This is a genomic window from Paenibacillus sp. 102 (genome assembly GCF_039549175.1).
Taxonomy (GTDB): domain Bacteria; phylum Bacillota; class Bacilli; order Bacillales; family Bacillaceae_G; genus Bacillus_A.
Window position 1 is genome coordinate 62,246 of the sequence record NZ_JBCGHT010000004.1, and the last position, 16,729, is coordinate 78,974.

At 35.2% G+C, this 16,729-nt stretch carries 19 protein-coding genes, 2 pseudogenes and 1 riboswitch; of the genes and pseudogenes, 6 read left to right on the forward strand and 15 right to left on the reverse strand.

What is annotated here, in order from left to right; genetic code table 11:
- Positions 1–24: 24 nt before the first annotated feature.
- The 6 genes from AAIE21_RS12430 to AAIE21_RS12455 form a co-directional block, all read right to left on the reverse strand.
- Positions 25–240, reverse strand: a complete 216-nt coding sequence (locus tag AAIE21_RS12430) for a helix-turn-helix domain-containing protein (protein WP_017153334.1) — start codon at positions 238–240, stop codon at positions 25–27.
- 11 nt (positions 241–251) lie between these two features.
- Positions 252–734, reverse strand: a complete 483-nt coding sequence (locus tag AAIE21_RS12435; RefSeq protein WP_343267070.1) for a DUF2975 domain-containing protein — start codon at positions 732–734, stop codon at positions 252–254.
- Between the two features lie 425 nt (positions 735–1,159).
- Positions 1,160–1,357: a hypothetical protein gene (locus AAIE21_RS12440; protein WP_343267071.1), complete on the reverse strand. Its 198-nt coding sequence runs from the start codon at positions 1,355–1,357 to the stop codon at positions 1,160–1,162.
- A gap of 141 nt (positions 1,358–1,498) precedes the next feature.
- The gene (locus AAIE21_RS12445; RefSeq protein ID WP_343267072.1) at positions 1,499–2,239 is read right to left on the reverse strand and encodes a metallophosphoesterase family protein; all 741 of its coding nucleotides are present in this window, start codon (positions 2,237–2,239) and stop codon (positions 1,499–1,501) included.
- A gap of 14 nt (positions 2,240–2,253) precedes the next feature.
- Positions 2,254–3,195: an aminoglycoside phosphotransferase family protein gene (locus tag AAIE21_RS12450; RefSeq protein WP_343267073.1), complete on the reverse strand. Its 942-nt coding sequence runs from the start codon at positions 3,193–3,195 to the stop codon at positions 2,254–2,256.
- Between the two features lie 14 nt (positions 3,196–3,209).
- Positions 3,210–4,013: a VOC family protein gene (locus AAIE21_RS12455; RefSeq protein ID WP_343267074.1), complete on the reverse strand. Its 804-nt coding sequence runs from the start codon at positions 4,011–4,013 to the stop codon at positions 3,210–3,212.
- A gap of 209 nt (positions 4,014–4,222) precedes the next feature.
- Between AAIE21_RS12455 and AAIE21_RS12460 the strand changes: the two genes are divergently transcribed.
- From AAIE21_RS12460 to AAIE21_RS12475, 4 genes are all read left to right on the forward strand, one after another.
- Entirely contained in the window at positions 4,223–5,122 is a 900-nt protein-coding gene (locus AAIE21_RS12460; RefSeq protein WP_343267075.1) for a sulfite exporter TauE/SafE family protein, read from the forward strand.
- A 415-nt stretch (positions 5,123–5,537) separates the two neighbouring features.
- Positions 5,538–5,730, forward strand: a riboswitch (Lysine riboswitch).
- A 113-nt stretch (positions 5,731–5,843) separates the two neighbouring features.
- On the forward strand, positions 5,844–7,307 hold the full coding sequence (locus tag AAIE21_RS12465) for an amino acid permease (RefSeq protein WP_343267076.1): 1,464 nt from the start codon (positions 5,844–5,846) through the stop codon (positions 7,305–7,307).
- A gap of 137 nt (positions 7,308–7,444) precedes the next feature.
- Complete coding sequence (locus AAIE21_RS12470) at positions 7,445–7,954, forward strand: GNAT family N-acetyltransferase (RefSeq protein ID WP_343267077.1); 510 nt, start codon at positions 7,445–7,447, stop codon at positions 7,952–7,954.
- 97 nt (positions 7,955–8,051) lie between these two features.
- Positions 8,052–8,357, forward strand: a complete 306-nt coding sequence (locus tag AAIE21_RS12475; RefSeq protein WP_343267078.1) for an iron-sulfur cluster biosynthesis family protein — start codon at positions 8,052–8,054, stop codon at positions 8,355–8,357.
- A gap of 47 nt (positions 8,358–8,404) precedes the next feature.
- Here the strand turns inward: AAIE21_RS12475 and AAIE21_RS12480 are convergent, their stop codons facing one another.
- Positions 8,405–9,181 carry a TerC family protein gene (locus AAIE21_RS12480; protein ID WP_343267079.1) on the reverse strand — a complete coding sequence of 259 codons (777 nt, stop codon included), beginning with the start codon at positions 9,179–9,181 and terminating at the stop codon, positions 8,405–8,407.
- Positions 9,182–9,481: 300 nt separating this feature from the next.
- Between AAIE21_RS12480 and AAIE21_RS12485 the strand changes: the two genes are divergently transcribed.
- Positions 9,482–10,243, forward strand: a complete 762-nt coding sequence (locus AAIE21_RS12485; protein WP_343267080.1) for a class I SAM-dependent methyltransferase — start codon at positions 9,482–9,484, stop codon at positions 10,241–10,243.
- Between the two features lie 87 nt (positions 10,244–10,330).
- Here the strand turns inward: AAIE21_RS12485 and AAIE21_RS12490 are convergent, their stop codons facing one another.
- The 8 genes and pseudogenes from AAIE21_RS12490 to AAIE21_RS12525 all read right to left on the reverse strand — a co-directional run bounded on the left by AAIE21_RS12490 (position 10,331) and on the right by AAIE21_RS12525 (position 16,159).
- Positions 10,331–10,801 (reverse strand): DUF4188 domain-containing protein, encoded by a 471-nt coding sequence (locus AAIE21_RS12490; RefSeq protein WP_343267081.1) that lies wholly within the window; start codon positions 10,799–10,801, stop codon positions 10,331–10,333.
- Between the two features lie 25 nt (positions 10,802–10,826).
- Entirely contained in the window at positions 10,827–12,974 is a 2,148-nt protein-coding gene (locus tag AAIE21_RS12495) for a peptidoglycan D,D-transpeptidase FtsI family protein (RefSeq protein ID WP_343267082.1), read from the reverse strand.
- A gap of 260 nt (positions 12,975–13,234) precedes the next feature.
- A complete protein-coding gene (locus tag AAIE21_RS12500) occupies positions 13,235–13,639 on the reverse strand; it encodes a DUF3942 family protein (protein WP_343267083.1) in 405 nt (134 codons plus the stop codon).
- A 277-nt stretch (positions 13,640–13,916) separates the two neighbouring features.
- Complete coding sequence (locus AAIE21_RS12505; protein WP_343267084.1) at positions 13,917–14,195, reverse strand: hypothetical protein; 279 nt, start codon at positions 14,193–14,195, stop codon at positions 13,917–13,919.
- A gap of 374 nt (positions 14,196–14,569) precedes the next feature.
- Complete coding sequence (locus AAIE21_RS12510) at positions 14,570–14,776, reverse strand: hypothetical protein (RefSeq protein WP_343267085.1); 207 nt, start codon at positions 14,774–14,776, stop codon at positions 14,570–14,572.
- A gap of 214 nt (positions 14,777–14,990) precedes the next feature.
- Positions 14,991–15,710, reverse strand: a complete 720-nt coding sequence (locus tag AAIE21_RS12515; RefSeq protein ID WP_343267086.1) for an NAD-dependent protein deacylase — start codon at positions 15,708–15,710, stop codon at positions 14,991–14,993.
- A gap of 90 nt (positions 15,711–15,800) precedes the next feature.
- A pseudogene (locus AAIE21_RS12520) lies at positions 15,801–15,920 on the reverse strand (protein-tyrosine phosphatase family protein); the annotation flags it as partial.
- A gap of 45 nt (positions 15,921–15,965) precedes the next feature.
- Positions 15,966–16,159, reverse strand: a pseudogene (locus AAIE21_RS12525) (hypothetical protein).
- Positions 16,160–16,367: 208 nt separating this feature from the next.
- Between AAIE21_RS12525 and AAIE21_RS12530 the strand changes: the two are divergent.
- Positions 16,368–16,586 (forward strand): hypothetical protein, encoded by a 219-nt coding sequence (locus AAIE21_RS12530; RefSeq protein WP_174101171.1) that lies wholly within the window; start codon positions 16,368–16,370, stop codon positions 16,584–16,586.
- Positions 16,587–16,729 lie beyond the last annotated feature (143 nt).

Consider the following 16,729-nt stretch of genomic DNA (forward strand, 5'->3'; position numbering starts at 1 on the left):
TATATTAAGCTTCCTCCACAATGTTTAACTGTCTTCGTCACTTTTGTATTCTAAAATATCTCCAGGCTGACATTCTAAAGCCTTACAAATTGCCTCTAAAGTAGATAATCGAATCGCTTTTGCCTTTCCATTTTTCAATATAGAAAGGTTCGCCATTGTTATTCCAACCTTCTCCGAAAGTTCTGTTACGCTCATTTTCCTTTTTGCTAACATCACATCAATATTAATTATAATTGCCATTGTTATTCACCTCAGACCGTTAAATCATTTTCTGATTTGATATTAATTACATCTTGTAAAAGTTTTTGGAGAACAGCCGTAAAGACTGCGATAACCATCGAAGCAAAAGGAACAACCAATCCGACAAAGATAACTCCTGGTGCGTCGTCGACTTCCGCAAAGATATAGAAGAGCGGCCAAACTAGCACATGCAAAATACTGATTGTGATGGCACAGTATTTGATTTTCTTTAAAGCTTTTACAGATAAATCGGAGAAAGCTTTATTTTTGTCAATATAGCATAAGAGTTTGAAAGCCTGATACAAAGCAAAGTAAAAAGGTATAGCCGATGCATCAAAAGCGATGAAAACGAGATATTTTATAAAAGCAAACTGTGGAAGCAATTTTGCTGCAAGATTCGCCATCTCAGGCACCAAAAAGATGCACAAAGCAAGAACTGGGACTCCTAAAAGAATAACAGCTATTTTTAAAAACAACGTTGTTACTTTTTCCATAAAAAGCACCTCACTTATTTATTCTGATTTTGATTTTAATATACGTTTTATCGTTTTGCAATAAATTTTTATTAATTTGAACAATATTTTTATTGTATGTTTTTGTTTTAAGCAAAAATAAAAAGCATTCCTCATTCAAAGAAATGCTCTATAACTTTAAACCAATAAAGTGAAACTTTAATCAGTGGGGGTTTTCTTCATCCCCCACTGATTATTAGTTGAACCAATCGGACTTTTACGGGCAGTTGATCCCCCGCCTACCTTCATTAGAAAAGTGAAAGTAGCTCGCTCAGAATCGCAGGACGGTGGAATTGGACATTGCCTTCGCTGAATTTTGAGGTGGGGTCTTACTGCCCACGAATAGCGGGATAAAATGAACATAAAACAGGCGCAAGAAAAATTTCTTGCACCTGCTTCCTCCAAACTTACTGACCCCATATTTTCTTAAAAGACTTCGTATATATGATTGCAATTACGGCTTGTGCAATAATAAATAGTGATCCAGTTATTATTTTTATATTATGGTCCAATGCCCCTACTACTCCAAGCGTCAAACCAATTAAGATAAAGAATATACTGAGAGGCGGTGTGATTTTCATTAGTATTCTAAAAGTTTTATTCATAAAATAGCCTCCTACGTCTTTTTTATCAGAAAATTCTATGTATATACATTTATTGTACATCATACATAAAAAGAAATATACAAATATATGGTAATCTTCACTTCTAATATATTTAATTATCCGTTTCATAAAAATAGATGCCTATTTTTTCAACCCACGATACATAGCAGTCGTTAATTCTTGTGCGTATTCATCAAGCTCTGGCATGTCGACGTCTTTCGCTAATTGTATCGCTCGTTCAATGTCATATGGAACACGAACAAGTTGAATGGAAAAGCTCGCCGCTTCTCTTTGATTATATAACCCTTCAAAAATTAAATAAGAAGCTTGTATGATTTCAAGCGGATTCCCTACACTTCCCGCATTACATAATGTTTTCCCTCTAAAATTTTGAACATATGCTTGATGAACATCTCCATAACAAACAACATCTGGTTTTCTTTCACCTTGGATATTTTCTGTCAGATCACTATTTTCAAACATGCTTATGCGCTCTTCTCTTGATGCATACGGTTGAATTCTTTCGTATAGACTTCGAGGTGAAGCATGAAACATTCGAATGAATCTCCCACTCATGGTAAACTCAATTGAAAAAGGTAACCCTCTTAAATAATCCTCATGTTCTTCTGTCAGCTGCCTTTGATGCCACTTTAGCGTCTCAAATTCAGTTGGTTTTGTGATAAAATCATCCCAATTTCCCATTACAACTTGCTCGCATTCTTTTCGAATAATATCAATAACATCGCTAGACTGTGGCCCTTTTCCTACTAAGTCTCCTAAACAAAAAATCCGTTCTATTCCTCTTAATTTTATGTCTTCAAGAACTGCCTTTAACGCAGGGATATTACCATGAATATCTGAAATAACCGCTATTTTATCCATATAAACACCTCCAATTATTCTATATTTATTATATCTTTATTAAAAGATTTATACCAACTTGGAATATAGGATGTAAAACTATTATGTTCTTCTAAAATCCTTCTTAACCTCATTTTCATTCCATCTAGTAAATTAGGTGTGATTCGATTTGCCCACACAATATCTGCCGGAAAAATCATCGCTGCATACAGTGCATACAATTTCCAAAAATGAAGTGATGGTTCACCATCACAGTAACCATGAACTTGTCCAACTGCAAACGGTACACTAATATCAACTGTAAATAAAGCCATTTTATAAAAATCATGAATGGGATCTCCAAAATCGAATCTTGCAAAATCGATTACTGAACGAAACTTATTCTGATAAATCATAATATTCGCTGGGTGAAAATCATCATGAAGAAACACCACTGGACGATTCTGTAATAAAGTTTTATGATTTTCTACAAAGGTTAGCACCGATTGCAAATCAATAAAATCCACTTCATATTCTGCTAGTGCTTGCAAGTATCTCTCGTATTTATTCCATCGAGACGTTCCCCAAGATTCTTCTACATTATTTTTCTTCACTGTATGAATTGTCTTTAATACTTCTCCCGCTCTTTTTCCGGCTAAATATTGCTCATTCTCAGTCAACTTGCCAAGTATATCCTCACCATCTTTTCCGTCAACCCACTCAAATACTTGTACACACCGATTTAATCTATCAAAACTTATAAAATCAACTGGTTTTGGCATTGGTATACTTAATGATTCAAAATGACGCATATATTCATATTCTTCATGTTTACGTTCACTAGTTGCAATATCACACGCTTTAATAAAATAACGTTCATCATTCTCTAATTCAATTTTATACTTTCGATCAAACGAAAAGCCTTTTGGAATAAGAGTACATTGTACGATACGAGGCCAATCTAATTCTTTTTCTAATTCCTTTAACACTTCTTTCACATAGACCACCCCGATTAATATATGTATAGGCCATCTAAAATTTGTTGTTTTTTCTTTTGTGTATTCTCTCCTTGAAATTCAACTGCAAAAGGAAGTTCTCCATCGTTTATTAAATGGTTTTGTACCAGTCCTTCACCAATCGGTTCACAAAATTGGATGTTTACATTTTTAAGTACAATGCTTTGACAAAGTGCATTCCACTCTTTATTTTTTTCTGGTGAAGTCACTTGTACTTCAAGGATCTCTTTCCACCGTTCTACTGTTTCGCATGCATTTTTCACAGCATAGTATATGGTTTGAATTTCTTTTACGGCATTGTGATGCGGGGCAATGACGCCTACTTGTTGTAAATCTAATCTTCTGTCCTCGTCAGCTCCTTCCCATTGTATAAAGAAAGGTAATTTCAGACTACTCTCTTCCTGTTCCACAAATAACATTTTCCATTCGATAAGATGGCCGTCGTTTCTCATTCGCTTTCCTTCGAATGGCCCTTTCACTTGCAACCCTTTTTCCGCGAGCTTTACAGCTAGTTCTTCAATATGATTTGTACGAAGAGCAATTTGGAGCATTCCTTCTCCATGTTGCAATTTCTCAACAGTCTCTTGAACAAGTGGATTATCCGCTTTCTTCGCTTTATCTTCATGTTGCACCGCTAAAAATTCAATATAAGATAAATCAAAATAACATAAACTATTCCACGTTCCCCAGTTCGTATGTTCCCCGCCTTGCACAGTATGAAATCCAAGTTCCTTCATTTTTCCTTCTGCTTCTTTTGGTGTACACCCAACAGCATGAACGAGATGATCAAATGTTAACATGATTTCCCCTCCCTTTATCTACATCTTTTTATTATATAACTGTTCTGTTATTTCAATCAATTTAAAAAACTTCAAAAACCCAGTTGCTTTATCAGATTAATATGCATTATAATAATAAAAACTTAATGTTAAGCTGATTGGAAAAACCAAAGGCTCTTTTCTCACTCGAGAAAAGAGCCTTTTTATTTATTATTACAGGGGGATTTAATATGCAGAAATTAATTGTCTTTGCTATTATTGGTTTTTTTGCTCAATTGATTGACGGAGCACTTGGAATGGCGTATGGGGTAACATCTTCCTCATTATTATTAATGTTTGGAATTGCACCTGCCGTCGCTTCCGCTTCCGTTCATCTCGCTGAAGTTGTTACGACTGCAGCTTCCGGTGTATCTCATATTCGCTTTGGAAACGTTGATAAATATACGGTTTCTAGACTGACATTACCTGGTGCAATTGGTGCTTTTGTCGGTGCATGCTTTTTAAGCAACTTGCCCGGCGATTTAATTAAACCGTACATTTCACTCTTTTTATTTACGTTAGGCGTCTATATTTTATTACGATTTATTATTCAAAAACAGATTGTCAAATCAAATAAGCGTATGTCTGGAAAACAGCTTATCCCATTAGGATTATTTGCAGGATTTGTTGACTCAACAGGTGGTGGTGGTTGGGGACCAATTACAACACCAGTACTACTTGCACGAGGAAATGAAGCACGAAAAGTCATTGGTTCCGTAGATACAAGTGAATTTCCAGTATCTTTAGCCGCAACAATCGGATTTTTCATTTCATTAGGATGGGAACAAGTAAGCTGGGTTTGGGTATTTGCACTTATGCTTGGCGGTATTCTGGCAGCTCCAATCGCTGCATGGTTAGTACGAATTGTGCCTTCGCATTTACTTGGTGTACTCGTTGGCGGACTCATTATTTTTACAAATATCCGGACGCTGCTTACATCATTTAAAGTAGATCCAACAATTATTAACCTTTCTTATATTGCAGTAGGTCTTATCGTTATTATTGCACTTTTCATTGCGGTTAGAAATCACTCTCAACTTACAAAACAAAACGTTGGATATACGACTGGTCAAAAGCGAGTTTTACCTTAAAGAAAAAATAGTTACGTAGTATGAAGGTAAGCAAATGATTCGTTTGCTTACCTTTTTTAATTGCTCACTTCAAATTCATTCATTTACAATTGTCTTACCTCCCTTTTCCACTTACAAACTTCATATATTCATTTATAACTATGTTTACATGAACAATGTCGAATTTTATTTTTCTGAATTTTCTTTTAATTTTAGAGGATTTTCCCTATCTTTTTGCGAAACATTTGTATAACAATTTTTTCTTCATTTTTTACATATTAAGTAGGTTGGTTCGGGCGGAGTTTTGAAAACGTTTCCTATACAATAACCGATTATTTGTGATAATTTCCTACAAAAATTCCTTGCAATATTTTCAGAAACTAATTACAATTGCCATATATTAAAAATCACAGCAATAAATAAATCCTCATCAATCCGATGAGGTAGAGGTTGCGGCTTTTATTAGTAAAACGGATGAGACACAGAGAATATCAATGATCCCGTTTGAAAGGAAATGCTGCCGAAGTTTATATTTCTTCTCTGGAAATATAAGCTGGGGCTGTCTCCGAATAGGAACAGAACTGTCACGTTTACAAAATACCGTGTAAACGTGGGGTGCTATCTTAACGGAAGGGTATGATGGGGTGGTTATTTGTGAAACGTTCCGCCGAATTCCTTTGGCGGTTTTTTGTATTTTTCTCCCCCGCTCCTTCCTAATCTTACAAGAAAAGGAGTGTTGAACATGAATAGCATAGCTGATCAAGCTACCTCTACAAAACAATCTACACAAGGACAAGGTGAACTAAAGCGCGGGTTGAAAACGCGCCACCTTACAATGATTTCTCTCGGTGGTACAATTGGTACTGGGCTCTTTCTTGCAAGCGGTGGTGTTATTCACACAGCAGGGCCTGGCGGAGCTCTCTTAGCCTATACGGCAATCGGAATTATGGTTTACTTTTTAATGACAAGCTTAGCTGAATTAGCAGCGTATATGCCTGTCACCGGCTCATTTAGCACATACGCAACAAAATTTGTCGATCCATCACTTGGATTTGCACTCGGCTGGAATTATTGGTATAACTGGGCAATTACTGTTGCAGCTGAACTAGCAGCAGTTACATTAATTATGAAATTTTGGTTTCCAAATACTCCGTCTTTAATTTGGAGTGGTCTTTGTTTAGCTATTATGTTTCTTTTTAATTATTTATCTGTTAAAGGATTTGGTGAAGCAGAGTATTGGTTCGCTCTTATTAAAGTAGTAACTGTTATTATCTTTTTAATTGTTGGATTTATGATGATTTTCGGCATTATGGGCGGCGAACCTGTTGGATTTAAAAACTTTACTGTTGCGGATGCACCATTTAACGGCGGCATCATGGCAATCATCGGTGTATTTATGGCTGCTGGTTTCTCATTCCAAGGAACTGAATTATTAGGTGTAGCTGCTGGTGAAACGGCTGATCCAGAGCGTAGTATTCCAAAAGCAATTCGTTCTATCTTTTGGCGTATTCTACTATTCTACATCTTTGCCATTCTTGTTATCGGTTTATTGATTCCTTATACAACTGAAAGTCTTGCAGCAAGTGATGTAACAGTAAGTCCATTTACACTTGTATTTGAAAAAGCAGGTGTAGCATTTGCAGCTTCTGTTATGAATGCCGTTATTTTAACAGCTGTTTTATCGGCTGGTAACTCTGGTATGTATGCTTGCACTCGTATGCTTTGGGATTTAGCACGTCAAGGAAAAGCACCAAAATTTTTAGGCAAACTAAATAGTCGTGGTGTACCCGTTAACGCTTTAATTGCAACATCTCTAGTTGGATGTGCTGCTTTCTTAGCTTCTTTATATGGCGACGGCGTTGTATATGTTTGGTTATTAAACGCATCTGGAATGTCCGGCTTTATCGCATGGGTCGGAATTGCTATTAGTCACTATCGTTTCCGTAAAGCATATATTGCACAAGGAAAAGATTTAAATGACCTTCCTTATAAAGCAAAATGGTTCCCATTTGGTCCAATCTTCGCATTTGCACTTTGTGTCATTGTTATCTTAGGACAAAACTACGGTGCATTTATGGGTGAATCCATCGACTGGAACGGTGTACTCGTTTCTTATATCGGGTTACCACTCTTCCTTGCAATGTGGTTAGGATATAAATTTACAAAGAAAACAAAAGTAGTTCCTCTTGATAAATGTGAACTATAAAGTGATAAAAGGTCAGCAAACACACTCATGTTTGCTGATTTTTTTATTAGAATGACTCTTTACATTCAAAGGATATATTTATTTTATGTCGAATGGTGTACTGTGTATAATAATTATTTTTTAAGGATGGGATACGAATGAACGTCTCGTTAGAAATTGTTTCCAGAGAACACTTAGAAGTATTAAAAAATTTCTATGCTCTATATTTACACGATTTATCCGAATTCTCCCCTACCCTTCATCCGAATGAAAATGGATTTTTTGAATTTGATGCTTTTGAACTTATTTGTAACCGGGAGGAGCTTTCCCCTTACTTCGTTAAATATGAAGAAAAATATGTCGGATTTCTCTTGTTCGCAAAATCACCATTCACAGCACCTGAAACAGATTACTGTATTAACGATTTTTTCCTATTAAAAGCGTACCGTGGAAAAAAGATAGCAGATCAAGCGATTTTAGAACTATTGAAACAGTACAAAGGAACTTATTATGTCATGCAATTAAAGAACAATAAAACAGCGGTGAACTTCTGGAAAAAGTTCTATCAAAAGAATGAGATAAAGTATCAAGAAGTTGAGAAAATAAGTGATGACGAGTTATGCTTAACACAAACATTTACAGTTCCATCCTTACTTTTCAAACCGTAACCTCTTTACGCTTATCATTCATTAACCCCCTTTACTTCCCTATTTCTCATGTTTTTGCAATAATAGAATAAGAACTATAAACAAAGGTTGGGATTCCATGAACATTCGCGTAACTGATGAAGCAAAAGCAGTATTACATAAATTCAACGCTAATAACAAAAACATCATGCGCATTAGAGGCACGATGACAAATTCTTGTAGCATATTTATCGATGTTGATTTAATTTTCGATGAATATAACTCAAATGAAGTTGTTTATGAAGATGAGCAAATTATCATTCAAATGGATGAGTTTACAAAAGACTATGTCGGCGATACGTTAAAGCTTGATTATAAAACGACGGGTTTTAGCATTACAACTCCTAGTGAAACACTTGTATATGGTTTATCGATAAAAAAATGAAGAGTCCCCCCTGTTTCTTAACCGAAGCGTCGGGGGATTCTTCATTATTACCTTGCAGAATTTTTCTGAAATGACTTATTTCCTGGCGCAAACCAACCAATTAGGGCAATAGCGACTAATACTCCATAGAAGATCAAAGTCCAAGCTGTACTGTGTGGAAATTGATGATCTAAGACACCAATATCCTCATGGGCAAGTGTAATTACAGCAAGTTTGACACCGACCCAGGCAACAATTGCATATGCTGTTGTTTCCAATGCTGGACGTGTTTCAAGAAGTTTCACAAACCAGGTTGCTGCAAATTTAATTAAGACAAGTCCGGCAATACCTCCAAGAAGAACAACAATGAACTGTCCTCCATCCATGCCGCCGAAATCGTCTAGCGGTGAATCTGGAAGACCCAGGGCAAGAGCAACCGCAGCTAGTATCGAATCAATTGCAAAAGCAAGGTCAGCTAATGCAATCTTCCCTACTGTGAACCAGTATCCTTTACCTGCCGATTCCTTTTCATCGTCCTTATGAATATTCTTATTGTCTTTTCCGAACCGTGCCTGAATGACATGCTTTAATCCTAGGTAAAGAAGATAAGCTGCTCCTATTGCCTGTATCTGCCAGACATTTGCAATAAATGAAATAGCAAAAAGGGCCGCAAATCGGAAAACAAAGGCCATAATGATTCCGTAATTTATAGCCTTTTTCTTCTGATCTTCAGGTAAATGCTTGGCTATAACTGCTAGTACAAGGGCATTGTCAGCCGATAACAATCCTTCTAATCCGATTAAAATTAACAATGCCCAAGCATATTCTAACCACAATGACTCCATTCACTTCTCTCCTTTCTCAAGCTAAAAATAAGGTAAAAACTTTACTAACATTCTTAATGCCTTTAAAAGTACAAAAAATGACCGCTTAGAGTTTGTTCAATACCACAACTACAGCTATTTTATTTTTTTACTGTTAGAAGGTATTATACTCACAAATCCAGAAGATAAGATAACATACTTTTCCAGGAGTGATTCCATATGAACATACTAGAACATGAAACGTAACAACCGTATATTGTAATTAGAGGTCCTCCCGCTCTGTTAATTTCAATTATCATCTAATAAACAGGAGGATTTCACATGAACAATGACACATTATTTTTAGCTCTTTTAGAAAATGCAAATGCGAGTTTTAGCGGATGGGATTTTTCTTTTATTACGGAAACTGGGCGTATGAAAAGTCAATTACTTTCTTGGTCTTACGGAAGCGTGGCTTTTTCGCTTATGCAACATACTACTTCTATGCTTGATATGGGAACAGGCGGGGGAGAATTTTTATCCTTGCTACGTCCTTTTCCGGCTACTATTTACGCGACGGAAGGCTATGCACCTAATATTCCTATCGCCAAAAAGAAGTTAGAACCTTTAGGTGTAAAAGTTATAGAAGTAACAGATGATAACGCGTTACCATTTGAAAATGATCAGTTCGATTTCATTTTAAATCAACACGAATCCTACTCACCTTCCGAAGTAAAGAGAATCCTTTCTCCAAATGGCGTCTTTCTTACGCAGCAAGTAGGCGGACTGGATTGTGCTGAAATCAATGAAGCACTCGGTGTACCACTGAATCCTGAATTTGCAAATTGGAATTTAGGATCGGCTTTAAACGAACTCGAGCAACATGGTTTTAAAGTTTTAACAGCTAAAGAAGAGTTTCCTGTTCAAAGGTTTTATGATATTGGCGCTCTCTTCTATTATTTAAAAGCAATCCCATGGCAAGTACCTGATTTCAAAAGTGAAACATATATAAATGAATTATATAAGATACATCAGATTATCTTGCAAAAAGGGTATTTTGATGCGAAACAACATCGCTTTATGATTAAGGCTCAAAATATATAAAATGAAAAGAGTCCTAATAGGTATGTTTCCTTACCTATTAGGACTCTTTTTTGCAAGATCGTAAACCAAAGTTGTTAGCATGTGTACCTATTCCCTCATTCTTTCCCTTGCTGTACTTGTGTTTGTAGATACCGGAATATGAGGAAAGACATTGGAAAGCCCAAACTTCGGCATATTATTATAGATAGCTTCTGATGCATTTTTTTGGATTTTATAAGTCTCATGATATATTCCTACACTGCCGTCATTTTTTATTTTCGTATTGAAGTTTTTCCAAGCAACAGCGTGTGTTTTTCCATAAGCATATGCCTCTAAATCCTCAAAACTCTTCCAATATTGGATAAGCGTTACGCCTCGCCAACTAAATAGGAATTCGGTATGCAGAAAACCTAATTCAGGATTTTGATATAATTCTCTTATCATTGGACCCATTGCTTTAAATACTGGAATCCATTTCGTGAAAGATAATATTTTGTTTATACGCATCCCGATTATAAATAAGACAAAGCTCTCCTCTGTGTTTGCAATAAATCTACCATTATAAATTTTCTTGCTCAAACAAATGCCCCCTTCAAAAACCTTTTTATTGCTGTTTATTCGGCTGCTCTATCGGAACTGGATTTCCACCCATTCTTTTCACTTTCAATTCAAAATATGCATCTAAAATTTCTCTTCCAATTTTAGAATTAATCCCTGTTTTATCATCGTTTACCCATGGTACAACAACTGAGAATGCAACTTCTGGATCAGCATCATAAGGTGCATAACCAGCTAAGGTTAAATTATAACATTTTTTTCTATCTCCATTCTCATCCTTACCTATATCACTATCACTACCGTATACTGTTTCTGCTGTTCCCGTTTTTCCGGCAGGCTTATAAGGAAGATTTTGAAAATGTGCTACACCGGTTCCATCAGTTTCTTGAAACACCTTTCTAAATCCTTCTTTCACTTGATTAATGTAGAGAATGTCCATATCTACACGATTTAAAATGACTGGTTCCATCGATTGAACTACCTTACCGATATCCTCTGCTTTATTTGGTTGCTCTCTAATTTCTTGTACAATTTGTGGTTTCATACGATAACCGCCATTCGCAATCGTCGAAATATACTGTGCAAGCTGAAGCGGTGTATACGTATCATATTGGCCGATTGAATAATCAAGTAAGAATCCTGGTGTATGATCTTTTCTTCCCCTTTGTCCCGCTGTCTCATTTGGTAAATCAATACCTGTTGGAACACCTAGGCCAAATTGTCCAAAATGATAACGCATTTTATTAAAAACTTCTTGTTTAATATTTAACGGACTATTCGGTACATAATCAATCCCTGCAATCTTTAAAGCAGTGTTAAACATATATACGTTAGAAGATACTTGCAAAGCTCTGACATCATCGATATCCCCAAAATCTTTCCATGATTTCTTTGCTTTTGTTGTTCCTTTAAATGTCATCGGCGCATCGAAAAAATGAGTAAATGGTTGAATCGCACCCGTTTGATAACCCGTTAGTAAAGTCGCGCCTTTTACTGTTGAACCTAATTCATAAGAGCTCGTCATTGTACCAAGTGCATAATCTTCTACTTGTATATTCCCATCTTTATTTACTAATTTTTTTCCTGAGATAGATAACAACTGCCCCGTTTTAGGGTTCATCATGACGACAAAAGCTCGATCCACCATTGGCTCTGAAGCTTTAAATGCCATTAAATTTCTTTCGATACTTTCATCCACTCGCTTCTGCAGCTCCATATCAATCGTTAACATTAAATTATTGCCACTTTTTCCTTTTACCATTTGTTCCGTGTGAATGATATTTCCTTCTTTATCAGTAGTATTTTTTGATTGTGCTTTTACGCCGTGCAGCGTATCTTCATACTGCTTTTCAATATAACTTTTGCCAACGCGATCATTACGGTTATAATCGCGGACTAAATAATAATCCAATTGCTCTTTCGGTAGTCCCTCATCAGCACTAGAAACATTTCCAAGTACAGATCGCAGTAATTTATCATATGGATATTCCCGTTCCCAATCAATAGTTGTATCCACACCTGGAAGATTTGCTAGCTTCTCACTAACGACTGCGTATTCCTTCGGCTTGACATCCTTTTTTATAACTTTCGGAATCATATTGTAACCTGCACTCATTTTACTTTTAATTGCTAATACTTCTATATCTTGCGGAGTAAGTTCATTTAACTCTTCCGCCGTAATACGTTCCCTTCTCAGTTCTTCCACCTTTTTATCAAAATCTTTCCCTGTTAATTTGTTGGCTCTTAACTTTTTCTCATCGTCCTTCGTTACTTTTGCCATTGCACGCTTCTTATTTAATTGCATCCAAAAATCTTTCTTATCTACATCTGTTAACTTATTCATAGCCTCCTGCGGCATTTCAATCATCCCAGCAAGCTGTTTTGCTGTATGTAAAATTTGTTCCGTATTCACACTTTTCATTTTTGTATATGTAATCGTTCTTAATGCTTTATTATCAACAACCGTATGACCTTCTCGATCAAAAATTTTCCCACGCGGAACGGGAGTACTTACTGTTTTCTCTTCCTTTCTCTCTGCTTCATTTTTGTACGTTTCACCATCAATAATTTGAACCTTACCTAACTGAATAATTACAGTTGAAAACATAAGAAATACAAAGAAAAATAGCACATTTAATCGGAAGGGAATATGGGTTTTCTTTTTCCGTTTCTTTTTCTGTTCCTTCTTTTTCATTAGGCTCTCCTCTTTCTAGTATCTAAACTATCTTTATCTCGTACATAACAACAAATTAAACCATACTTTCTCATCTGGATATAGAAATCTTCTCTATTAATAATATTAAAGCACATAGATAATATAATTTACAGTGTTTATAAAGAAAATTAAGAAAATTTAAATTTCTAACTAAAAACCGAGATAAATTCCTTCCATTAGACCACCCATGTAATTTTCACATAATAAAAAGCACTCCATAAGGAATGCTTTAAAATAATTTAATCTAGTGATAGTCCTAACTTTTTACTAAATGTTTCACGCAGATAGTCTTCTAAGATCTCTGTCGTAAATTTTTCATTACGACCTAAAGCGAACAATTCTCCACCTTTTACAATAATTGTATCAAGAGGAGTAACTACTTCATCAACAATTTTTGTAATTTCAATGATATTATTTTCAGTATGTACTTCCGTTTTAAATTCAATATTTTCTATTACTATATGCGTACGTCTACCAGATGTAAAAAAATTGAAATTAGGATTCTTTATAAAACCTATCTTAATTTCTAATTCATATAAATATTGATAGATTACATCTCTGTGCCCGTTCTTGATAATTTTTTTATCCTTCTCGTCTTCTAAATATTCTTTTATTTTTATTGCAAATTCATCTGGGAAACTCACTTTTTCCAACACTCCTTTCTACATTTAATATCAGAATTATTAATTAATACAATTGTATCATAGTGAAAAACAAGTTCCCATTAAAAGTAAATAAAAAGAGCAACCATGCATCAATTGCCCTTTTCTCAAAAGCTTATCTTCATTTATTAATCCAATTCATTTACTTCCTCCCCAATAAATAATAAGACGCTGTACCGATTACGGCAGCGCCTAAGAAAATTGATACTACTTAATCTATTAATCAAAGCTAAACACACTGAAATACTGAATTCGTTTTTTATCCCCAAGAAAAATAATATATATACTCTCCTGTTGGACCATCTGTGATCCCAGCAACTCTAGCAAATTTCACTTGAACCGCACCACGAAGAAAATGTATTACAATTGCCACTGTTTGTTGTGACCATAGAAGTGTGTAATACTCCTTGATTCGCTCCTTCGTTGAAACAATTAAATCATTTACTGGTCCATTATCCCAAGCGGAAGTTCCTACTGAAATAAACGAAATTTCTTTCCCATCAATTGTCATCCTCGCTATAGTTTTCGTTATATCCACATCAATCCCCCTATTATCATAGAAATTGTACAACAGAAAAGCAAAATCCGTACTACACATATTTTGATAGCTCCATAGAATAACTTATGCGAGTTTTTAAATTATCTTTCTATCCTGGTATTTACAAAATACTCCTTAATATAACCCCCAATTTTTTTAAACTTTCTATCTTACTCACTTTAAATCAACATCTATATACTAAGAAATTTATAAAAGTAAAAGTATATGTTAATAGATATTCACCTATTTAAAAAAGGACGTTGGTTATATGTAGGAAACGTGCTTCCCTTTACATATTCAATGCCCTCGAATGTGGATTATTCTTTTGTATTTTCTTTTATTTTCTTTAAATATGGTATGTGAAATTATTCAATTCATCCTCTCTTACGAAGTTGGAATGAAATTTTTGATCCTTCTGCAACACCTAATACTTTTGCTATTTCTACATATTTTATTCCCTTTTCTCTCATAGCAGAAGCTTTTACACAAAGTTTGTCCCAATCTGCTGTTGTGCGATTTTTCTTTTTAATTTGCGGCTTTTGACCACCTAACGCCTGCAACCAGTCCCTGGCAATCACCAATTTAATAAAGAATTCCCAACAGCTTGTAAATGACAGCCGTATATGTGCATGTTACAAAATCCATGGAGGAATCCACCTTAAATCAGTATGATGATTTTTTAAGATTTTGTGGAAAAAATGTGGCCCAGCGGCTTTAATCAGTAATTAAAACCGCTCGTACCATAGGGTTAAAACAAAACTTAAGATAAATACCTCTTATTTCGTTTCTCCTATATCATTTAAAACAATCTACAAACTGCCCAATCTTCTGCTGGAAGACATAATCAAAATGATACTCTTGCCCTGTTAACTCTTCATTCACTAAAATAGTCGTTGCGCCTACTTCTCTTTTTGCAATTTGCGGGAACGATGCAACCGGCTGCACTTTTAATGAAGTTCCCATCACAAATAATACGTCCGTTTCATATAAGCGCTGCATTGCATTTTGATATTGTGGTAATGTATCACCATATAAAACGACATCTGGATTCAAAATAAAATTACATGTTTCACATCGTGGCACTTCATGATCTATCATATATTGCAAATCATACTTCGCTTTACATTTTGGACAATGAGCAGTTTGGAGTGTACCATGTAAATCGATAACATGCTTGCTCCCGCCTAATTGGTGTAAGCCATCGATATTTTGTGTTAATACCGTGATATCTTTTCCTTTTCTTTCTAAATCAGCTAAAAATTCATGCCCACGATTCGGTTTATATTGATGAAACGTGTTAATTTGAAATATTTCTTTATAATGTTTCCAAAAATCTTTTGGACTACGGTTATAATATCCCCTTGATAAATACATTTCTACTTTTGCATCTGCGTATAAACCATTTGCCGAGCGAAAATCTGGAATTCCACTTTCAGTACTTGCCCCAGCACCCGTTAATACCGTAATCTTATTTGCTTTTTCTACAACAGAACGAACTTCCTCATATTGTTGCATTGCTCTCACCTCTATGTATAATTCTTCCTATATTATAACATTTGTCCATGGCAGGCGTTGCATTTTTGCTTAGTGTGTTGTTCCACCACATTCTACAATCGGATAAGCATACCGTTTGGTTTCAACTGGAAATCCTTCTGGTTCTTCTCCTCCAGTACGTAAGTCAAACACCTCAGTAATCCCATGTTTGTTAGTCTCCTTAATTATTATTTAACAACAATTAGATCCACCACTGACGACAAGACCTACACCTTGTTAATCTTCTACATAATCCAAAGTTAAATTATTAACGATTTCAGCTACCTTTGGATCCATCGCAACTTCAATACCATTTACTATCTCTTTCACATCATTTTCTTGTGCATTTTCCAAATTAATACCGTAGCTTGGGCCACAACATCCAGCACTTCAAATGTAAAACGTAGTGTTGACACACCATTTTCATTCATAGCATTCTCAATAAACTCTTTTGCTTTATCTGTAATATTCCCTTCTATTTCTCCCCTTCAAAGTAACTAATCAGAATTGTAAATACTTCAAACCGAAAAGAAATTTCCAGCTTTCAAAAGCTCAAGATATATGAAAAATGTACATAAAAAATGATACAGAAGAAAATCATATAAGAGTAAAAAAATGCAATATAGGAGGAAACAAAAAATGCCACAACAAATTGATACTAACCAATTAAAAAAAGCACAAGCAGCCGTATCCCTTTCTAAAGGACTTATTACACAAGCAATTGAACAATCTGCTGCAGATCAACTATTATGTGAAGAAGCTTTAAAACAAGCTTCAACTGAAATAGCTCAAGCTCAAACTCTTGTAAGTCAAGTACAATCGTCCCTTCAAACACAATCAGCTCAACAATCACAATAAAAACAAACTTATATGAAAAGAAAATACTGATGATAAGTACAAAAAGATGACTTAAAGATGTCTTTTCTTCACATAACCCATACCATTGATGGTAAGTAAAAAGTATCATCCCTACTATAATTAAAGTTGAGCTTTTTTGTGAA

Excerpts from the sequence above, each read along its gene's own strand:
- AAIE21_RS12430 (WP_017153334.1), bottom strand. The coding sequence starts at position 240 with ATGGCAATTATAATTAATATTGATGTGATGTTAGCAAAAAGGAAAATG.
- AAIE21_RS12435 (WP_343267070.1), bottom strand. The coding sequence starts at position 734 with ATGGAAAAAGTAACAACGTTGTTTTTAAAAATAGCTGTTATTCTTTTA.
- AAIE21_RS12440 (WP_343267071.1), bottom strand. The coding sequence starts at position 1,357 with ATGAATAAAACTTTTAGAATACTAATGAAAATCACACCGCCTCTCAGT.
- AAIE21_RS12445 (WP_343267072.1), bottom strand. The coding sequence starts at position 2,239 with ATGGATAAAATAGCGGTTATTTCAGATATTCATGGTAATATCCCTGCG.
- AAIE21_RS12455 (WP_343267074.1), bottom strand. The coding sequence starts at position 4,013 with ATGTTAACATTTGATCATCTCGTTCATGCTGTTGGGTGTACACCAAAA.
- AAIE21_RS12460 (WP_343267075.1), top strand. The coding sequence starts at position 4,223 with ATGCAGAAATTAATTGTCTTTGCTATTATTGGTTTTTTTGCTCAATTG.
- AAIE21_RS12465 (WP_343267076.1), top strand. The coding sequence starts at position 5,844 with ATGAATAGCATAGCTGATCAAGCTACCTCTACAAAACAATCTACACAA.
- AAIE21_RS12470 (WP_343267077.1), top strand. The coding sequence starts at position 7,445 with ATGAACGTCTCGTTAGAAATTGTTTCCAGAGAACACTTAGAAGTATTA.
- AAIE21_RS12475 (WP_343267078.1), top strand. The coding sequence starts at position 8,052 with ATGAACATTCGCGTAACTGATGAAGCAAAAGCAGTATTACATAAATTC.
- AAIE21_RS12480 (WP_343267079.1), bottom strand. The coding sequence starts at position 9,181 with ATGGAGTCATTGTGGTTAGAATATGCTTGGGCATTGTTAATTTTAATC.
- AAIE21_RS12485 (WP_343267080.1), top strand. The coding sequence starts at position 9,482 with ATGAACAATGACACATTATTTTTAGCTCTTTTAGAAAATGCAAATGCG.
- AAIE21_RS12495 (WP_343267082.1), bottom strand. The coding sequence starts at position 12,974 with ATGAAAAAGAAGGAACAGAAAAAGAAACGGAAAAAGAAAACCCATATT.
- AAIE21_RS12515 (WP_343267086.1), bottom strand. The coding sequence starts at position 15,710 with ATGCAACAATATGAGGAAGTTCGTTCTGTTGTAGAAAAAGCAAATAAG.
- AAIE21_RS12530 (WP_174101171.1), top strand. The coding sequence starts at position 16,368 with ATGCCACAACAAATTGATACTAACCAATTAAAAAAAGCACAAGCAGCC.